This is a genomic window from Citrobacter sp. Cpo091 (assembly GCF_030332645.1).
Taxonomy (GTDB): Bacteria; Pseudomonadota; Gammaproteobacteria; order Enterobacterales; family Enterobacteriaceae; genus Citrobacter; species Citrobacter portucalensis.
Genome location: NZ_JAOWHL010000039.1, coordinates 243,977 through 258,067, shown reverse-complemented (window position 1 = coordinate 258,067; position 14,091 = coordinate 243,977). Strand labels below are relative to the sequence as shown.

The following is a 14,091-nucleotide window of genomic DNA, read 5'->3' as shown; positions in this document are numbered from 1 at the left end:
GGTACTCACCCGCAGCCGGTTTCATGCTATAGCCTCAATAAGCTACGATACTGCCCACCTTCGCGGATAAATACCGGAATTTTGTTCAATGGCGCGGCATAGTGCAACGTTTGCCCTCCCGAATAACTCTCGCCGGTCGTAAGATCCGTCCATGTTTCCCCTTCCGGTAGCCAGATATCACGTTCGCGCATACCTTCATGCATTACGGGGGCAATCAGCAGGTCAGGACCAAAACAGTACTGGTCGGTGATTGCCCAACTTGTTTCCTGTTCGGGGAAATCAAAAAACAGGGGGCGCATCACTGGCGTATTGTGCTTATGGGTTTCCTCCATCAGCGCTTTGATATAGGGCTTCAGTTTCTCTCGCAACGCCAGGCAACCCGTCAGTACGTCGCACACGTCCTCACCGTAGCTCCAGACTTCGTTCGGTGCACCGGTAGGACACTGGGCGATACCATCCCGGTACGGTTGTTCCGGTAAAATCTGCGGATCGCGGTTGCCGTGCAGACGCATCACCGGGCTAAATACGCCCCACTGGAACCAGCGGATCAGCAGTTCATGGAAATGTGGGTCGTGAATATTACCGCCATGAAAACCACCGATATCCGTCGTCCACCACGGTATCCCCGCGATTCCCATATTGAGTCCGGCGGCAAACTGGTTGCGTAGCGATCTAAACGAGGAGTGAATATCACCTGACCAGACCAGTGCGCCGTACTTTTGACTGCCGGCCCAGGCGCAGCGTAGCAGGTTGATAACCTTGTCTTCACCATCGGCTTTCATACCATCAAAAAAGGTTTTGGCGTACATTCGCGGGTAGATATTGCCCACTTCCAGTACCGGCCCGGCATGGTAGCGATAGTTGTCATAGTCATAAACGCTGAACTCAGGTTCGGCTTCGTCTAACCAGAATAGCTTCACGCCCTTATCATAATAGTTGCGTTTGGCTTTGCCCCAGACGTAGTCCCGCGCACCCGGATGGGTAGCATCAAAGAAAGTGGTGTTGCCGAGGAAATCCATATTGATCGGCAAGCCACGTTCCGTCTGTACCAGCCAGCCGTTTTCGCGCATCTCCCGATAGCTTTCAGTGCGGTTATCCACCGTCGGCCAGACGGAGACCATCAACTCAATTCCCAGCGATTTCAGCTCGGCAATCATGGCATCAGGGTCGGGCCAGTCGCGCGCATCGAACATCCAGTCACCCTGATTCGGCCAGTGAAAGAAGTCGATAACGATCACCGAGATAGGCAGATTGCGGCGCTTATATTCGCGGGCAACCTCCAGCAGCTCTGCCTGCGTACGATAGCGGAGTTTGCACTGCCAGAAGCCCATGGCGTAGTCCGGCATCATCGGCGGTGTGCCGGTAGCCAGCGCATAAGCCCGGCTAATTTCTGCCGGGGTATCGCCAGCCGTGATCCAGTAGTCCAGCTGTTCGCTGACCTGTGCTTCCCATTCGGTAACGTTGTGGGCAAAGGTTACGCGCCCGACTGCCGGGTTGTTCCATAAAAATCCGTAGCCCAGACTGGAGAGCATAAACGGTACTGAGGCCTGGGAGTTACGTTGCGCCAGCTCAAGAACGCATCCTTTGAGATCCAGGTTAGCCTGTTGATACTGCCCCATACCATAAATTTTTTCCCCTTCGGTGGCTTCGAAGCGGGCTTTAAGTGAATATTTTCCACCCTGAATAGGGCGGAATTCGCGCCCTTCAAGGTTGAGTGCGCTGACGTACTGGCCGTGAGAAGATTCATCCTCGCCAATTTCGCCCCGCAGGCGCCAGAACTCCTGCAACAGAGGTTTGTGTGGATGGCGGTAAAAGGTAACTTGTCCTTTTTGATTGACGATAGCGATAATTTTGCCGTTGGTCAGCGTCGCCTGGTGGTGCTCATAATCAATGTGGCAGTGGCTTTCTGCGACTGGCTCAGTCAATGCCCAGTCTTCATTTCTCATTACCGGCAGATGACGGCCACTGCGTACGCGCAGGCTGTTCTCGCCCCAGGGTTCAATCCATAAATAGCGATCGTTTTGCTGCCAGACCAGGCGACGCGGGTCATGTTGCATAAATGGCATGGTGGTGCCTCCCATATTTCGAGGGTGAAGGTAAAGATCGTTCTTAGTTGATGGTTTCCAGATCGTGGCGAATCTTCTCTTCCATCGCTTCGTATTTACGAAAGAAAAGTAGTGGGATCGCTGCGAGCGCGAAGAGTAGGGCGGGTGCCCAGATAAAGGCCCAGGTAATTCCCTCCAGACCCGCAGCACTCTGGGCATGGTTGGGGACATAGCCAAAACTGTTCATGATCCAGGCAGCGAAAGCGGTACCGAGGCCACTACCCATCTTGATGCAGAAGGTGCTGCCGAAGGCGATAAGAATGCCGGTAGCCTTAATACCCGTCTTCCATGCGCCGAAGTCGACTGCGAAGCCCAGCATGGCAAACGGCATTGAGCAGGCGATACCGCTGCCGATATTGCCGAGTACCCAGGCGGCGATGAGAAAAGGAATGTTGTCCGCTGCCAGCCACATCATGATGCCGCCAAGCGTGGCGACCAGCAGACCGCCTACCCATATCCACGTTTTAGCCAGGTATTTGCTAAAGAAGGGGATAGCGATGATAAACAGGATCTGAATTGTCGCCAGGCTGTTAATCAGCGGAACCAGATCTTTGCGGTCGAGGTTGTAGGTAAGATAGTAGACAATCGTTGTGGAGCGTTGTTGTAGGGCAATCCAGAAGATCAGGTTTGCCAGCACCATCAGGATCCATGGCCAGTTGCCTTTCATTGCCGCAAAACTCTTTTTCATCGGCAATTTAGGTTCTTGTTGAATTTTATCCGTATTCATTTCTCGGATATTTTTAAAGGCGAAAAGCGTTAACGAACAGGATATTACGGCAAATATAATCGCCGTATAAATAAAACCCGCATGATCATTTCCGTTACCTAAAAAAGCAACTAACGGCAGTGCGGTCGCATTCATTAATAAAACCCCAATTTGCCCACCGGTCATTCGCCAGGAATTTAAAACCAGTCTTTCCTTAGGAGATAAGGTCATCAGGGGTAATATTGCACTGAGCGGTGTATTAAGTCCGGTAAATAGAACGCTGGCAATCATATAAGATATTGCTGCATAGATAGCTTTTCCGGTCATACTGATATCAGGAGACCAAAATGACAGGGCGCTGAATACGGCAAAAGGTAATGGCAACCATAAAAACCAGGGGCGGCATTTACCATAACGCGAACGTGTTTTATCGATGATGATCCCCCATATGGGGGCGTCTATGCCATCGACAATACGTGCCAGCAGCAGGATGACGCCTGCTACGGCGAGGCTAATACCTGCAACGTCTGTGTAGAAATATAAAATGTAAGTTGAACCGAAACAATACAGCAGATTACCCGCCACATCCAAAGAGCCGTAGCTAATACGCTGTAGTAAAGATAATGATGTTGACCCGCATGACTGGGTATCCTCAATAACAGAACTCATAATAATAACTCCGATACTGGAACGATACGCCCAGAAAAACAGCTTCTACTTTCCAAGCAAGTTTTAAATATTATTTTTATGTCGTTACTGAATTTAACCTCAGATTAAAATGAGTGAGTAAGGTGTACATGAAAAGTAGTTAACCCTACCGCAGCAATCAATTATCAAATCTTACATCAGGATTGCGTTTATTCGTTTTTGAATGAACGATGTTTCTATTTGCTAAGGTGGTCACAGTTTTTTTAATAATGAAATAAAAAAAGGAAAACAGTGAAAGAAAATAACTTTCACGTATTACGCGACGCGACTGAGGAAGGGATAGCTGAAAAAACAGGCTGGTCAGGAAGAGTGTGAACGAGCGAGAACAACATCAGTGGCTAAAGAGAAAAACGTCAGATAGCAGGCATAAAAAAACCCGCTTGCGCGGGTTTTTTCACAAAGCGACAACAAGCAGGCGATTAAGCCAGTTTGTTGATCTGTGCAGTCAGGTTTGCTTTATGACGTGCAGCTTTGTTTTTGTGGATCAGACCTTTAGCAGCCTGACGGTCCACGATTGGTTGCATTTCGTTAAATGCTTTCAGTGCAGTAGCTTTGTCGCCAGCTTCGATAGCTGCGTATACTTTCTTGATGAAAGTACGCATCATAGAGCGACGGCTAGCGTTGTGCTTGCGGGCCTTTTCAGACTGAACGGCGCGCTTCTTAGCTGATTTGATATTAGCCAAGGTCCAACTCCCAAATGTGTTCTATATGGACAATTCAAAGGCCGAGGAATATGCCCTTTTAGCCTTCTTTTGTCAATGGATTTGTGCAAATAAGCGCCGTTTAAATTGCAGCACTCGTTGCGTAGTGATGGCGCAGGATTCTACCAGCTTGCGTGCCGTGAATACAGCTTTTCCACGAGAAAAATTGCATTGGCGTGCCCGTGAAGGTCTGCAATTTGTTTCATAACAATGAAAACAATCCTCTTTCTGTTTCGTAGAAACAATCGCCGGTTAACGTTGACCGCGGTACAGGGTATACTTTCACGATTTTCACTGTTTTGAGCCAGACATGAAGCTGATACGAGGCATACATAATCTCAGTCAGGCCCCGCATGGGTGTGTGCTGACTATTGGTAATTTCGACGGCGTGCACCGTGGCCACCGTGCGTTGCTGCAGGGTTTACGGGAAGAAGGGCGCAAACGCAATTTACCGGTGATGGTGATGATTTTCGAGCCGCAGCCGCTGGAGCTGTTTGCGACCGACAAGTCACCTGCGCGCCTCACTCGCCTGCGCGAAAAACTGCGTTATCTGGCGGAATGCGGCGTGGACTACGTGCTGTGCGTGCGTTTTGACAGGCGCTTTGCGGCATTAACGGCGCAGACCTTCATCAGCGATCTGCTGGTTAAGCGCCTTGGTGTACAATTTCTTGCCGTTGGTGATGATTTCCGCTTTGGCGCTAGCCGTGCGGGCGATTTCTTGTTATTACAGGAAGCGGGCGCTGAGTATGGTTTTGATATCACCAGCACCCAAACCTTCTGCGAAGGCGGTGTGCGCATTAGCAGCACCGCGGTACGTCAGGCGCTGGCAGAAGATAACCTGCAACTGGCCGAAAGCCTGCTTGGGCATCCTTTTACTATCTCAGGACGTGTCGTTCACGGTGATGAATTAGGGCGCACCATCGGTTTTCCGACGGCAAACTTACCGCTGCGTCGCCAGGTTTCTCCGGTGAAAGGGGTTTATGCGGTTGAAGTGATGGGACTGGGCGATAAACCGTTGCCCGGCGTCGCCAACATCGGCACCCGCCCGACGGTAGCAGGCGTACGCCAACAGTTGGAAGTGCATCTATTGGACGTTGTAATGGACCTGTATGGTCGCCATATAGATGTAGTACTGCGTAAAAAAATACGCAGCGAACAGCGATTTGCCTCGCTGGATGAACTAAAAGCGCAGATTGCGCGTGATGAGTTGACTGCCCGTGAATTTTTTGGGCTAACAAAACCGGCTTAATGCCTATACGAGTTTTAAATACGGAACCGAGAATCTGATGAGTGACTATAAATCAACCCTGAATTTGCCGGAAACAGGGTTCCCGATGCGCGGCGATCTCGCCAAGCGCGAACCGGGAATGCTGGCGCGTTGGACTGATGATGACCTGTACGGCATCATTCGTGCGGCCAAAAAAGGCAAAAAAACCTTCATTCTGCATGATGGCCCTCCTTATGCGAATGGCAGCATTCATATTGGTCACTCGGTTAACAAGATTCTGAAAGACATTATCGTGAAGTCCAAAGGACTCACGGGTTATGACTCGCCTTACGTTCCGGGCTGGGACTGCCACGGTCTGCCGATCGAGCTGAAAGTAGAGCAGGAATACGGCAAACCGGGCGAGAAGTTTACCGCCGCTGAGTTCCGTGCCAAGTGCCGCGAATACGCAGCGACCCAGGTTGACGGTCAGCGTAAAGACTTTATCCGTCTTGGCGTACTGGGCGACTGGTCGCATCCGTACCTGACCATGGACTTCAAAACCGAAGCCAACATCATTCGTGCGCTGGGTAAAATCATCGGTAACGGTCACCTGCACAAAGGTGCGAAGCCGGTGCACTGGTGCGTTGACTGCCGTTCCGCGCTGGCGGAAGCGGAAGTTGAGTATTATGACAAAACCTCCCCGTCCATCGACGTGGCGTTCCACGCCGCCGATCAGGATGCGGTGAAAGCGAAATTTGGCGTTTCTGACGTCAACGGCCCGATCTCTCTGGTTATCTGGACCACTACCCCGTGGACGTTACCGGCGAACCGCGCAATCTCTCTGGCACCTGATTTTGACTATGCGCTGGTGCAGATTGACGGCCAGGCTGTGATTCTGGCGAAAGATCTGGTTGAAAGTGTTATGCAGCGTATTGGCGCGGCTGAATACACCATTCTCGGCACCGTTAAAGGCGCTGAGCTGGAACTGCTGCGCTTTACCCATCCGTTTATGGGCTTTGATGTGCCGGCTATCCTTGGCGATCACGTTACGCTGGATGCGGGTACCGGTGCGGTTCATACCGCTGGCGGTCACGGTCCGGATGACTACGTCATCAGCCAGAAATACGGTCTGGAAATCGCTAACCCGGTTGGCCCGGACGGCGCATACCTGGCGGGTACCTATCCGGATCTGGACGGCGTGAACGTCTTTAAAGCCAACGACAAAATCGTTGCGCTGCTGAGCGAAAAAGGTGCGCTGCTGCACGTTGAGAAGATGCAGCACAGCTACCCATGCTGCTGGCGTCACAAGTCACCGATCATCTTCCGCGCAACCCCACAGTGGTTCGTCAGCATGGATCAAAAAGGCCTGCGCGCACAGTCGCTGAAAGAGATCAAAGGCGTGCAGTGGATCCCGGACTGGGGCCAGGCGCGTATTGAATCGATGGTTGCTAACCGTCCTGACTGGTGTATCTCCCGTCAGCGTACGTGGGGTGTGCCGATGTCTCTGTTTGTTCACAAAGACACCGAAGAGCTGCATCCGCGCGCTATCGAACTGATGGAAGAAGTGGCTAAACGCGTTGAAGTTGACGGCATCCAGGCGTGGTGGGATCTCGATCCGAAAGATATCCTCGGTGACGAAGCTGACCAGTATGTCAAAGTCCCGGATACGCTGGACGTGTGGTTCGACTCTGGTTCAACCCACTCCTCCGTCGTGGACGTACGTCCTGAGTTTGCAGGCCATGCGGCAGATATGTATCTGGAAGGCTCTGACCAGCACCGTGGCTGGTTCATGTCATCTCTGATGATCTCCACCGCCATGAAAGGCAAAGCACCTTATCGCCAGGTACTGACTCACGGTTTCACCGTTGATGGTCAGGGCCGTAAGATGTCCAAGTCTATCGGTAACACCGTTTCTCCGCAGGATGTGATGAACAAACTGGGCGCGGATATTCTGCGTCTGTGGGTGGCTTCAACCGACTATACCGGTGAAATGGCCGTTTCTGACGAAATTCTGAAACGTGCTGCCGACAGCTATCGTCGTATCCGTAACACCGCGCGCTTCCTGCTGGCGAACCTGAATGGGTTCGATCCGGTTAAAGACATGGTGAAACCGGAAGAGATGGTGGTGCTGGACAGGTGGGCGGTAGGTTGTGCGCAAGCGGCGCAGGACGAAATCCTGAAAGCCTATGAAGCCTATGACTTCCACGAAGTGGTACAGCGCCTGATGCGCTTCTGCTCCGTCGAAATGGGTTCGTTCTACCTCGACATCATCAAAGACCGTCAGTACACCGCGAAAGCGGATAGCGTGGCGCGTCGTAGCTGCCAGACAGCGCTGTTCCATATCGCTGAAGCGCTGGTTCGTTGGATGGCGCCGATCATGTCCTTCACCGCCGATGAAATCTGGGGCTACCTGCCGGGCGATCGTGAGAAGTATGTCTTTACCGGTGAATGGTACGAAGGTCTGTTTGGCTTAGGCGAAACCGAAGCGATGAACGATGCCTTCTGGGACGAGCTGCTGAAAGTGCGTGGTGAAGTGAACAAAGTCATCGAACAGGCGCGTGCGGATAAGAAAGTCGGTGGTTCTCTGGAGGCTGCAGTGACCCTGTACGCTGAACCTGAGCTGGCGGCGAAACTGACCGCGCTGGGCGAAGAGTTGCGTTTTGTACTGCTGACCTCTGGTGCGACGGTTGCGGATTATGCGGCTGCTCCTGCTGATGCTCAGCAGAGCGAACTGCTCAAAGGTCTGAAAATCGTACTGAGCAAAGCCGAAGGTGAGAAATGCCCGCGCTGCTGGCATTACACTACCGACGTCGGCCAGGTGGCGGAACATGCAGATATCTGCGGACGCTGTGTCAGCAACATCGCCGGTGATGGCGAACAACGTAAGTTTGCCTGATGAGTAAGCCTCTTTGTTCAACAGGACTACGCTGGCTGTGGCTGGTGGTAGTCGTGCTGATTATCGATTTAGGCAGCAAATACCTGATCCTCCAGAACTTTGCTCTGGGGGATACGGTGTCGCTGTTTCCGTCGCTTAATCTGCACTACGCGCGTAACTATGGTGCGGCGTTTAGCTTCTTAGCCGACAGCGGCGGCTGGCAACGTTGGTTCTTTGCCGGCATCGCCATCGGTATTTGCGTCATCCTGATGGTGATGATGTATCGCTCGAAGGCGACCCAGAAGCTGAACAACATCGCGTATGCGTTAATCATTGGCGGTGCACTGGGCAACTTGTTCGACCGCCTGTGGCACGGATTCGTGGTTGATATGATTGACTTTTACGTCGGCGACTGGCATTTCGCGACCTTCAATCTGGCCGATACTGCTATCTGTATCGGCGCGGCATTGATTGTTCTCGAAGGCTTCCTGCCGTCGAAAGAGAAAAAAGCCGCATAAAAAAATGCCGGATGGCGCTATGCTAATCCGGCCTACAATATACTGCGATCCTTGTTGGCCCGGTAAGCGTATCGCCACCGGGCAAACAGGCGGCAGCAATTTTAAAGAGCAACCTGCATGTCTAAATCAGTACAGAGTAACAGTGCGGTGCTGGTGCACTTCACCCTTAAGCTCGACGATGGCTCAACCGCAGAGTCAACCCGCAATAACGGCAAGCCTGCGCTGTTTCGCCTGGGCGACGGTTCTCTGTCTGAAGGACTGGAACAACACCTGCTGGGGCTAAAAGAAGGTGATAAAACCACTTTTGCTCTGGAACCGGATGCCGCCTTTGGCGTGTCAAGTCCGGACTTAATTCAGTATTTCTCGCGTCGGGAGTTTATGGACGCGGGCGAGCCAGAAATTGGCGCTATCATGCTCTTTACCGCAATGGACGGCAGTGAGATGCCTGGCGTGATCCGCGAAATCAACGGTGATTCGATCACGGTTGATTTCAACCATCCGCTGGCCGGGCATACCGTTCATTTTGATATTGAAGTGCTGGAAGTCGAACCGGCACTGGAGGCGTAAAATGCAGATCCTGTTGGCCAACCCGCGCGGTTTTTGCGCTGGCGTAGACCGCGCTATCAGCATTGTGGAAAACGCGCTGGCTATTTATGGCGCGCCGATTTATGTCCGTCACGAGGTGGTGCATAACCGCTATGTGGTGGATAGCCTGCGCGAGCGCGGCGCTATTTTTATCGAGCAAATCAGCGAAGTGCCGGATGGCGCGATCCTGATTTTCTCCGCTCATGGCGTATCTCAGGCGGTGCGTAACGAAGCCAAAGGCCGTGACCTCACGGTTTTTGATGCGACCTGCCCGCTGGTAACGAAAGTGCATATGGAAGTTGCCCGCGCCAGTCGTCGTGGCGAAGAATCCATTCTGATTGGGCACGCCGGGCACCCGGAAGTCGAAGGCACAATGGGCCAGTACAGCAACCCGCAAGGGGGAATGTATCTGGTTGAATCACCGGATGATGTGCTGAAACTGAATGTGAAAAATGAAGGCAAATTATCCTTCATGACGCAGACAACGCTTTCCGTTGACGACACTTCTGACGTTATTGATGCGCTGCGTCAACGCTTCCCGAAAATTGTCGGGCCGCGCAAAGACGATATCTGTTATGCCACCACCAACCGTCAGGAAGCGGTTCGCGCGCTGGCGGAACAGGCTGATGTTGTGCTGGTGGTCGGCTCGAAGAACTCCTCTAACTCAAACCGTCTGGCTGAACTGGCCCAGCGAATGGGGAAAGCGGCGTATTTGATTGACGATGCGACCGACATCCAGGAAGCGTGGGTGAAAGAGGCGAAGTGCGTAGGCGTGACGGCCGGAGCCTCGGCGCCGGATATCCTGGTGCAAAACGTGATTGCTCGCCTGCAGGAGCTTGGCGGTGGGGAAGCTATTCCGCTGGAAGGCCGCGAAGAGAACATCGTTTTCGAAGTGCCGAAAGAGCTGCGTGTGGATGTTCGTGAAGTAGAGTAAGTCTTTCCGGTTACGATTATGAGAAGATGCCAGACTTAACGTCTGGCATTTTTTTATGGAGAAACCATGCGCTTACCGATCATTCTTGATACCGATCCCGGCATTGATGATGCCGCCGCCATTGCTGCTGCGCTGTTTGCCCCTGAGCTGGATCTGCAACTGATGACCACGGTAGCAGGCAATGTGTCGGTGGAAAAAACCACCCGTAATGCGTTGCAACTGCTGCACTTCTGGAATGCGGATGTTCCGCTAGCGCAGGGAGCATCAATGCCGCTGGTGCGGCCGCTGCGTGATGCCGCTTCCGTGCACGGCGAGTCCGGTATGGAAGGGTATGAATTTGTCGAACACGACCGCCAGGCGATGGCAAAACCCGCCTTCCAGGCGATTCGCGATGCGCTGATGCATGCCCCGCAGCCCGTGACGCTGGTGGCGATTGGCCCGCTGACCAACATTGCGCTGCTGCTGACCCATTATCCTGAATGCGTATTCAACATTCAGCGTCTGGTGATTATGGGCGGCTCTGCCGGGCGCGGGAACTTCACACCCAACGCCGAGTTTAATATTGCTATCGATCCCGAGGCCGCAGCGAAAGTCTTCCAGAGTGGGCTGGAGATTGTGATGTGTGGGCTGGATGTGACCAATCAGGCCATGCTCGCCCCGGACTATCTGGCGACGCTCCCCCAACTTAACCAGACGGGGAAAATGCTGCATGCGCTGTTTAGCCATTACCGTAGCGGCAGTATGAATACGGGGCTGCGAATGCACGACCTGTGCGCTATTGCCTGGCTGGTGCGCCCGGAACTGTTTACCCTGCAGCCGTGCTTCGTGGCGGTTGAAACCCAGGGCGAATATACCTCGGGTACGACGGTAGTGGACATTGAAGGACGCTTGGGGCATCCGGCAAATGCGCAGGTTGCGCTGGGTCTGAACGTTGAGGGGTTCCAGCAGTGGGTGGCAGAGGTATTTGCCCGCGCGCTGTAATCAGGTGTTGTGCAACGGCACCTTCTCGCTGAGATAATCAATCATCGCCCGCATTCTGGCGGGCATATGTTGATTGCGCGTCCATAGCAGCCACAGTTCCCCGCTGTAGTCGCTGATAAATTCCCATTCTGGCAGTACCTGGACAATCTCGCCATTGGCGAGTGCCTCGCTGGCGGTGAACAGTGGCAGGCTGCCGATTCCCAGATCCTTTTTTACCGCGTCCAGACGTACACCGGTGTGGTTGGCGGCGTAGCGGCCATGAGTCTGAATGGTCTCCATGAGCTCACCGCGTCGAAACTTCCAGCGTGAATCCGCAGGTGTCTCGCCAAGACTGATACAGCTATGCTCTCGCAGTGCCTGCGGGTGCTCGGGCGTACCGTGCTTGCGTAAGTATTCGGGGGTTGCGCATATCACATGGCTGACCGGCATCAGCGGTTTCCCGTACAGGCCCGGGGAGGGCGACTGACTGATGCGCAGTGCAAGGTCGACGCCGTCGTCGATTAAATCCATATACCGGTCTTCCAGCCGAAGGCAGACGTCCACTTGCGGGTAGCGCGTAAAGAATTCGGCCATCAGTGGATGAATGACAAATCGCCCCACCGCTTTCGGCACGCTGAGGGTCAGTTGCCCTTGCGCGATGGTTTGTCGACTGCTGCCTGAGTCGACGGCCATTTGTGCCGCATGCAGCATTTCCTGCGCGTGTGCATACACAATTTTGCCCGTTTCGCTGAGCGCCAGCTTGCGCGTCGTACGGTGCAGCAGCTTACTGCCCAACGCCTTCTCGAGGCGTGAAGCGCTGCGGCTAATAGCGGAAGGCGTAGCACCCGAGGCTTTGGCGGCGGCGGAGAAGCTCCCCTGGTCGATAATCAACACAAAGGTGGCAAGGTCGGGAAGAAGATTAGGGTTCATTTGTGCGTACCAGGCAAAGATGCATTGAACCAGCGCAGGATTATCGCCGTCAGTAAAGTGAATATACTCTTCCCATAAAGAGGAGAGCAATCATGACTGAACGTCTTTATTACACCAGCGATAACACTGAAGGCCAGGCTAACTTACTGAGTTGCTCGGCTGAGCCGGATGGACGGTACGCGGTGGTACTGGATAGAACCCTTTTTCACCCGCAGGGAGGCGGGCAGCCTGCGGATGCGGGCTGGATTGATGGTGAGCGGGTTGAAACAGTCCTCGCGCGCGGTGACGATGTGGTGCACATCCTGGCAAAACCGCTCCTCCCCGGCATCGTGAACCTGCGTGTGGATGCCGCGCTGCGTCAACTGCACGCCCGCCTGCACTCGGCAGGACATCTTATCGGCCTGGCGGGTACAGCGTTCGGCTGGCTCCCGGTGAAAGCACACCATTGGCCCAATGAGGGGCGCATTACTTTCGCCGCCGGTGAAAACGGTACGTTACCGGATACGCTATCGCTGCAGGAGAAAATCAACGCCTGGCAGGCAGACAATCTCTCCAGACAAGTGACGTTCACCGACGGGTTGCGGCAGGTTGGATTTGGTCATCTCCTCGCTTATCCCTGCGGAGGGACGCATGTTGCCCATCTCTCTGAGATTGGACCGGTGACGATTACTCAGGTGAAGATGAAAAAAGGGCAAATGATCGTCAACTATACACTCGTGCCATAAAACCACACTCGCGAAAATATCTACGCAGACTGGCTGGTTTCTGCTCGTATTTCCGTCGTTTTCCCATCATTTTGCGCCATACTGAGTAAGTTTGACTTCTTTCCTGTACTCCAGCAATGATTCATCCTGCGGGATGAATCATGTCTTTTACTGATATTCCCCTCTGTTTATCATTAAATTCTAATTATGGGTGTTTTCAGCTAGCGGCCTCCGGGCGCGCTGGTTACTCTGAAAACGGTTTACGCAATTTTTATAAAAGAGAATAGCTATGCATGAAGCACAAATCCGTGTCGCCATTGCCGGCGCCGGTGGCCGCATGGGACGGCAGTTAATCCAGGCCGCCATGGCGATGGAAGGTGTTCAATTGGGTGCCGCGTTAGAGCGCGAAGGCTCGTCCTTACTGGGAAGCGATGCCGGAGAATTAGCGGGGGCCGGAAAAACGGGCGTTACCGTGCAAAGCAGCCTTGACGCGGTGAAAGATGATTTCGATGTTTTCATCGATTTTACCCGCCCGGAAGGCACGCTGGCGCATCTGGCGTTTTGCCGCCAGCACGGTAAAGGGATGGTGATTGGCACCACCGGCTTTGACGATGCCGGCAAACAGGCTATTCGTGATGCCGCGCAGGAGATTGCGATTGTTTTCGCCGCGAACTTTAGCGTTGGCGTCAATGTCATGCTTAAGCTGCTGGAGAAGGCGGCGAAAGTGATGGGTGATTACACCGATATTGAGATTATTGAAGCTCACCACCGCCATAAAGTTGATGCGCCGTCAGGCACTGCGCTGGCGATGGGCGAGGCGATTGCCGGGGCGCTGGATAAAGATTTAAAAGAATGCGCGGTCTATTCGCGTGAAGGTTACACCGGCGAGCGCGTACCGGGCACGATCGGTTTTGCCACGGTGCGGGCGGGGGATATCGTCGGTGAGCATACCGCGATGTTTGCCGATATTGGCGAGCGTATAGAGATCACGCATAAAGCGTCCAGCCGTATGACCTTTGCCAATGGCGCAGTGCGATCGGCGATTTGGCTGAAATCAAAGTCAAATGGTCTTTTTGACATGAAAGATGTGCTTGATTTACGCAGTTTATAGCTTTCATTACCCTTCGTGATGTGGTTATTGTAATCATAATTATTTGA

The 14,091-nt window shown here is 53.3% G+C and carries 12 protein-coding genes and 1 pseudogene; 9 read left to right on the top strand and 4 right to left on the bottom strand.

Annotation, left to right across the window (positions count from 1 at the left end; translation table 11 throughout):
• Positions 1 to 26 precede the first annotated feature (26 nt).
• From OGY04_RS17605 to rpsT, 3 genes are all read right to left on the bottom strand, one after another.
• Positions 27 to 2,066, bottom strand: coding sequence for a glycoside hydrolase family 31 protein (locus tag OGY04_RS17605; protein WP_286585745.1), 2,040 nt, complete (start codon positions 2,064 to 2,066; stop codon positions 27 to 29).
• Between the two features lie 43 nt (positions 2,067 to 2,109).
• A complete protein-coding gene (locus OGY04_RS17600) occupies positions 2,110 to 3,480 on the bottom strand; it encodes an MFS transporter (protein WP_286585743.1) in 1,371 nt (456 codons plus the stop codon).
• 458 nt (positions 3,481 to 3,938) lie between these two features.
• The gene (gene rpsT, locus OGY04_RS17595) at positions 3,939 to 4,202 is read right to left on the bottom strand and encodes a 30S ribosomal protein S20 (RefSeq protein ID WP_003018940.1); all 264 of its coding nucleotides are present in this window, start codon (positions 4,200 to 4,202) and stop codon (positions 3,939 to 3,941) included.
• Between the two features lie 105 nt (positions 4,203 to 4,307).
• Here rpsT and OGY04_RS17590 point away from each other — a divergent pair.
• The 7 genes and pseudogenes from OGY04_RS17590 to rihC all read left to right on the top strand — a co-directional run bounded on the left by OGY04_RS17590 (position 4,308) and on the right by rihC (position 11,320).
• Positions 4,308 to 4,523, top strand: a pseudogene (locus OGY04_RS17590) (DUF2575 domain-containing protein).
• Positions 4,524 to 4,530: 7 nt separating this feature from the next.
• Positions 4,531 to 5,469, top strand: coding sequence for a bifunctional riboflavin kinase/FAD synthetase (ribF, locus tag OGY04_RS17585; RefSeq protein ID WP_003829725.1), 939 nt, complete (start codon positions 4,531 to 4,533; stop codon positions 5,467 to 5,469).
• A 37-nt stretch (positions 5,470 to 5,506) separates the two neighbouring features.
• Complete coding sequence (gene ileS, locus OGY04_RS17580; protein WP_003829724.1) at positions 5,507 to 8,323, top strand: isoleucine--tRNA ligase; 2,817 nt, start codon at positions 5,507 to 5,509, stop codon at positions 8,321 to 8,323.
• Positions 8,323 to 8,820, top strand: coding sequence for a signal peptidase II (gene lspA / locus OGY04_RS17575; RefSeq protein ID WP_003018932.1), 498 nt, complete (start codon positions 8,323 to 8,325; stop codon positions 8,818 to 8,820). Before ileS ends, lspA begins: the two co-directional genes overlap by 1 nt.
• 117 nt (positions 8,821 to 8,937) lie before the next feature.
• Positions 8,938 to 9,387, top strand: coding sequence for an FKBP-type peptidyl-prolyl cis-trans isomerase (gene fkpB / locus OGY04_RS17570; RefSeq protein ID WP_003018929.1), 450 nt, complete (start codon positions 8,938 to 8,940; stop codon positions 9,385 to 9,387).
• Position 9,388: 1 nt separating this feature from the next.
• Positions 9,389 to 10,339: a 4-hydroxy-3-methylbut-2-enyl diphosphate reductase gene (gene ispH / locus OGY04_RS17565; protein WP_003018925.1), complete on the top strand. Its 951-nt coding sequence runs from the start codon at positions 9,389 to 9,391 to the stop codon at positions 10,337 to 10,339.
• 66 nt (positions 10,340 to 10,405) lie between these two features.
• The gene (rihC, locus tag OGY04_RS17560) at positions 10,406 to 11,320 is read left to right on the top strand and encodes a ribonucleoside hydrolase RihC (RefSeq protein ID WP_003829716.1); all 915 of its coding nucleotides are present in this window, start codon (positions 10,406 to 10,408) and stop codon (positions 11,318 to 11,320) included.
• On the opposite strand, the gene OGY04_RS17555 is transcribed toward rihC, so the two are convergent.
• Positions 11,321 to 12,229: a LysR family transcriptional regulator gene (locus OGY04_RS17555; RefSeq protein ID WP_008786157.1), complete on the bottom strand. Its 909-nt coding sequence runs from the start codon at positions 12,227 to 12,229 to the stop codon at positions 11,321 to 11,323. It abuts the gene before it with no gap.
• A 92-nt stretch (positions 12,230 to 12,321) separates the two neighbouring features.
• On the opposite strand from OGY04_RS17555, the gene OGY04_RS17550 reads away from it, so the two are divergent.
• Positions 12,322 to 12,954: an alanyl-tRNA editing protein gene (locus tag OGY04_RS17550; RefSeq protein ID WP_103285786.1), complete on the top strand. Its 633-nt coding sequence runs from the start codon at positions 12,322 to 12,324 to the stop codon at positions 12,952 to 12,954.
• Between the two features lie 268 nt (positions 12,955 to 13,222).
• Positions 13,223 to 14,044, top strand: a complete 822-nt coding sequence (dapB, locus tag OGY04_RS17545; RefSeq protein ID WP_008786159.1) for a 4-hydroxy-tetrahydrodipicolinate reductase — start codon at positions 13,223 to 13,225, stop codon at positions 14,042 to 14,044.
• Positions 14,045 to 14,091: the final 47 nt, after the last annotated feature.

Bases quoted from the DNA above. Each gene is read 5' to 3' on its own strand.
- dapB (WP_008786159.1), top strand. From the start codon at position 13,223: ATGCATGAAGCACAAATCCGTGTCGCCATTGCCGGCGCCGGTGGCCGC.
- OGY04_RS17600 (WP_286585743.1), bottom strand. From the start codon at position 3,480: ATGAGTTCTGTTATTGAGGATACCCAGTCATGCGGGTCAACATCATTA.
- OGY04_RS17555 (WP_008786157.1), bottom strand. From the start codon at position 12,229: ATGAACCCTAATCTTCTTCCCGACCTTGCCACCTTTGTGTTGATTATC.
- fkpB (WP_003018929.1), top strand. From the start codon at position 8,938: ATGTCTAAATCAGTACAGAGTAACAGTGCGGTGCTGGTGCACTTCACC.
- lspA (WP_003018932.1), top strand. From the start codon at position 8,323: ATGAGTAAGCCTCTTTGTTCAACAGGACTACGCTGGCTGTGGCTGGTG.
- ribF (WP_003829725.1), top strand. From the start codon at position 4,531: ATGAAGCTGATACGAGGCATACATAATCTCAGTCAGGCCCCGCATGGG.
- ispH (WP_003018925.1), top strand. From the start codon at position 9,389: ATGCAGATCCTGTTGGCCAACCCGCGCGGTTTTTGCGCTGGCGTAGAC.
- OGY04_RS17605 (WP_286585745.1), bottom strand. From the start codon at position 2,066: ATGCCATTTATGCAACATGACCCGCGTCGCCTGGTCTGGCAGCAAAAC.
- ileS (WP_003829724.1), top strand. From the start codon at position 5,507: ATGAGTGACTATAAATCAACCCTGAATTTGCCGGAAACAGGGTTCCCG.
- OGY04_RS17550 (WP_103285786.1), top strand. From the start codon at position 12,322: ATGACTGAACGTCTTTATTACACCAGCGATAACACTGAAGGCCAGGCT.
- rihC (WP_003829716.1), top strand. From the start codon at position 10,406: ATGCGCTTACCGATCATTCTTGATACCGATCCCGGCATTGATGATGCC.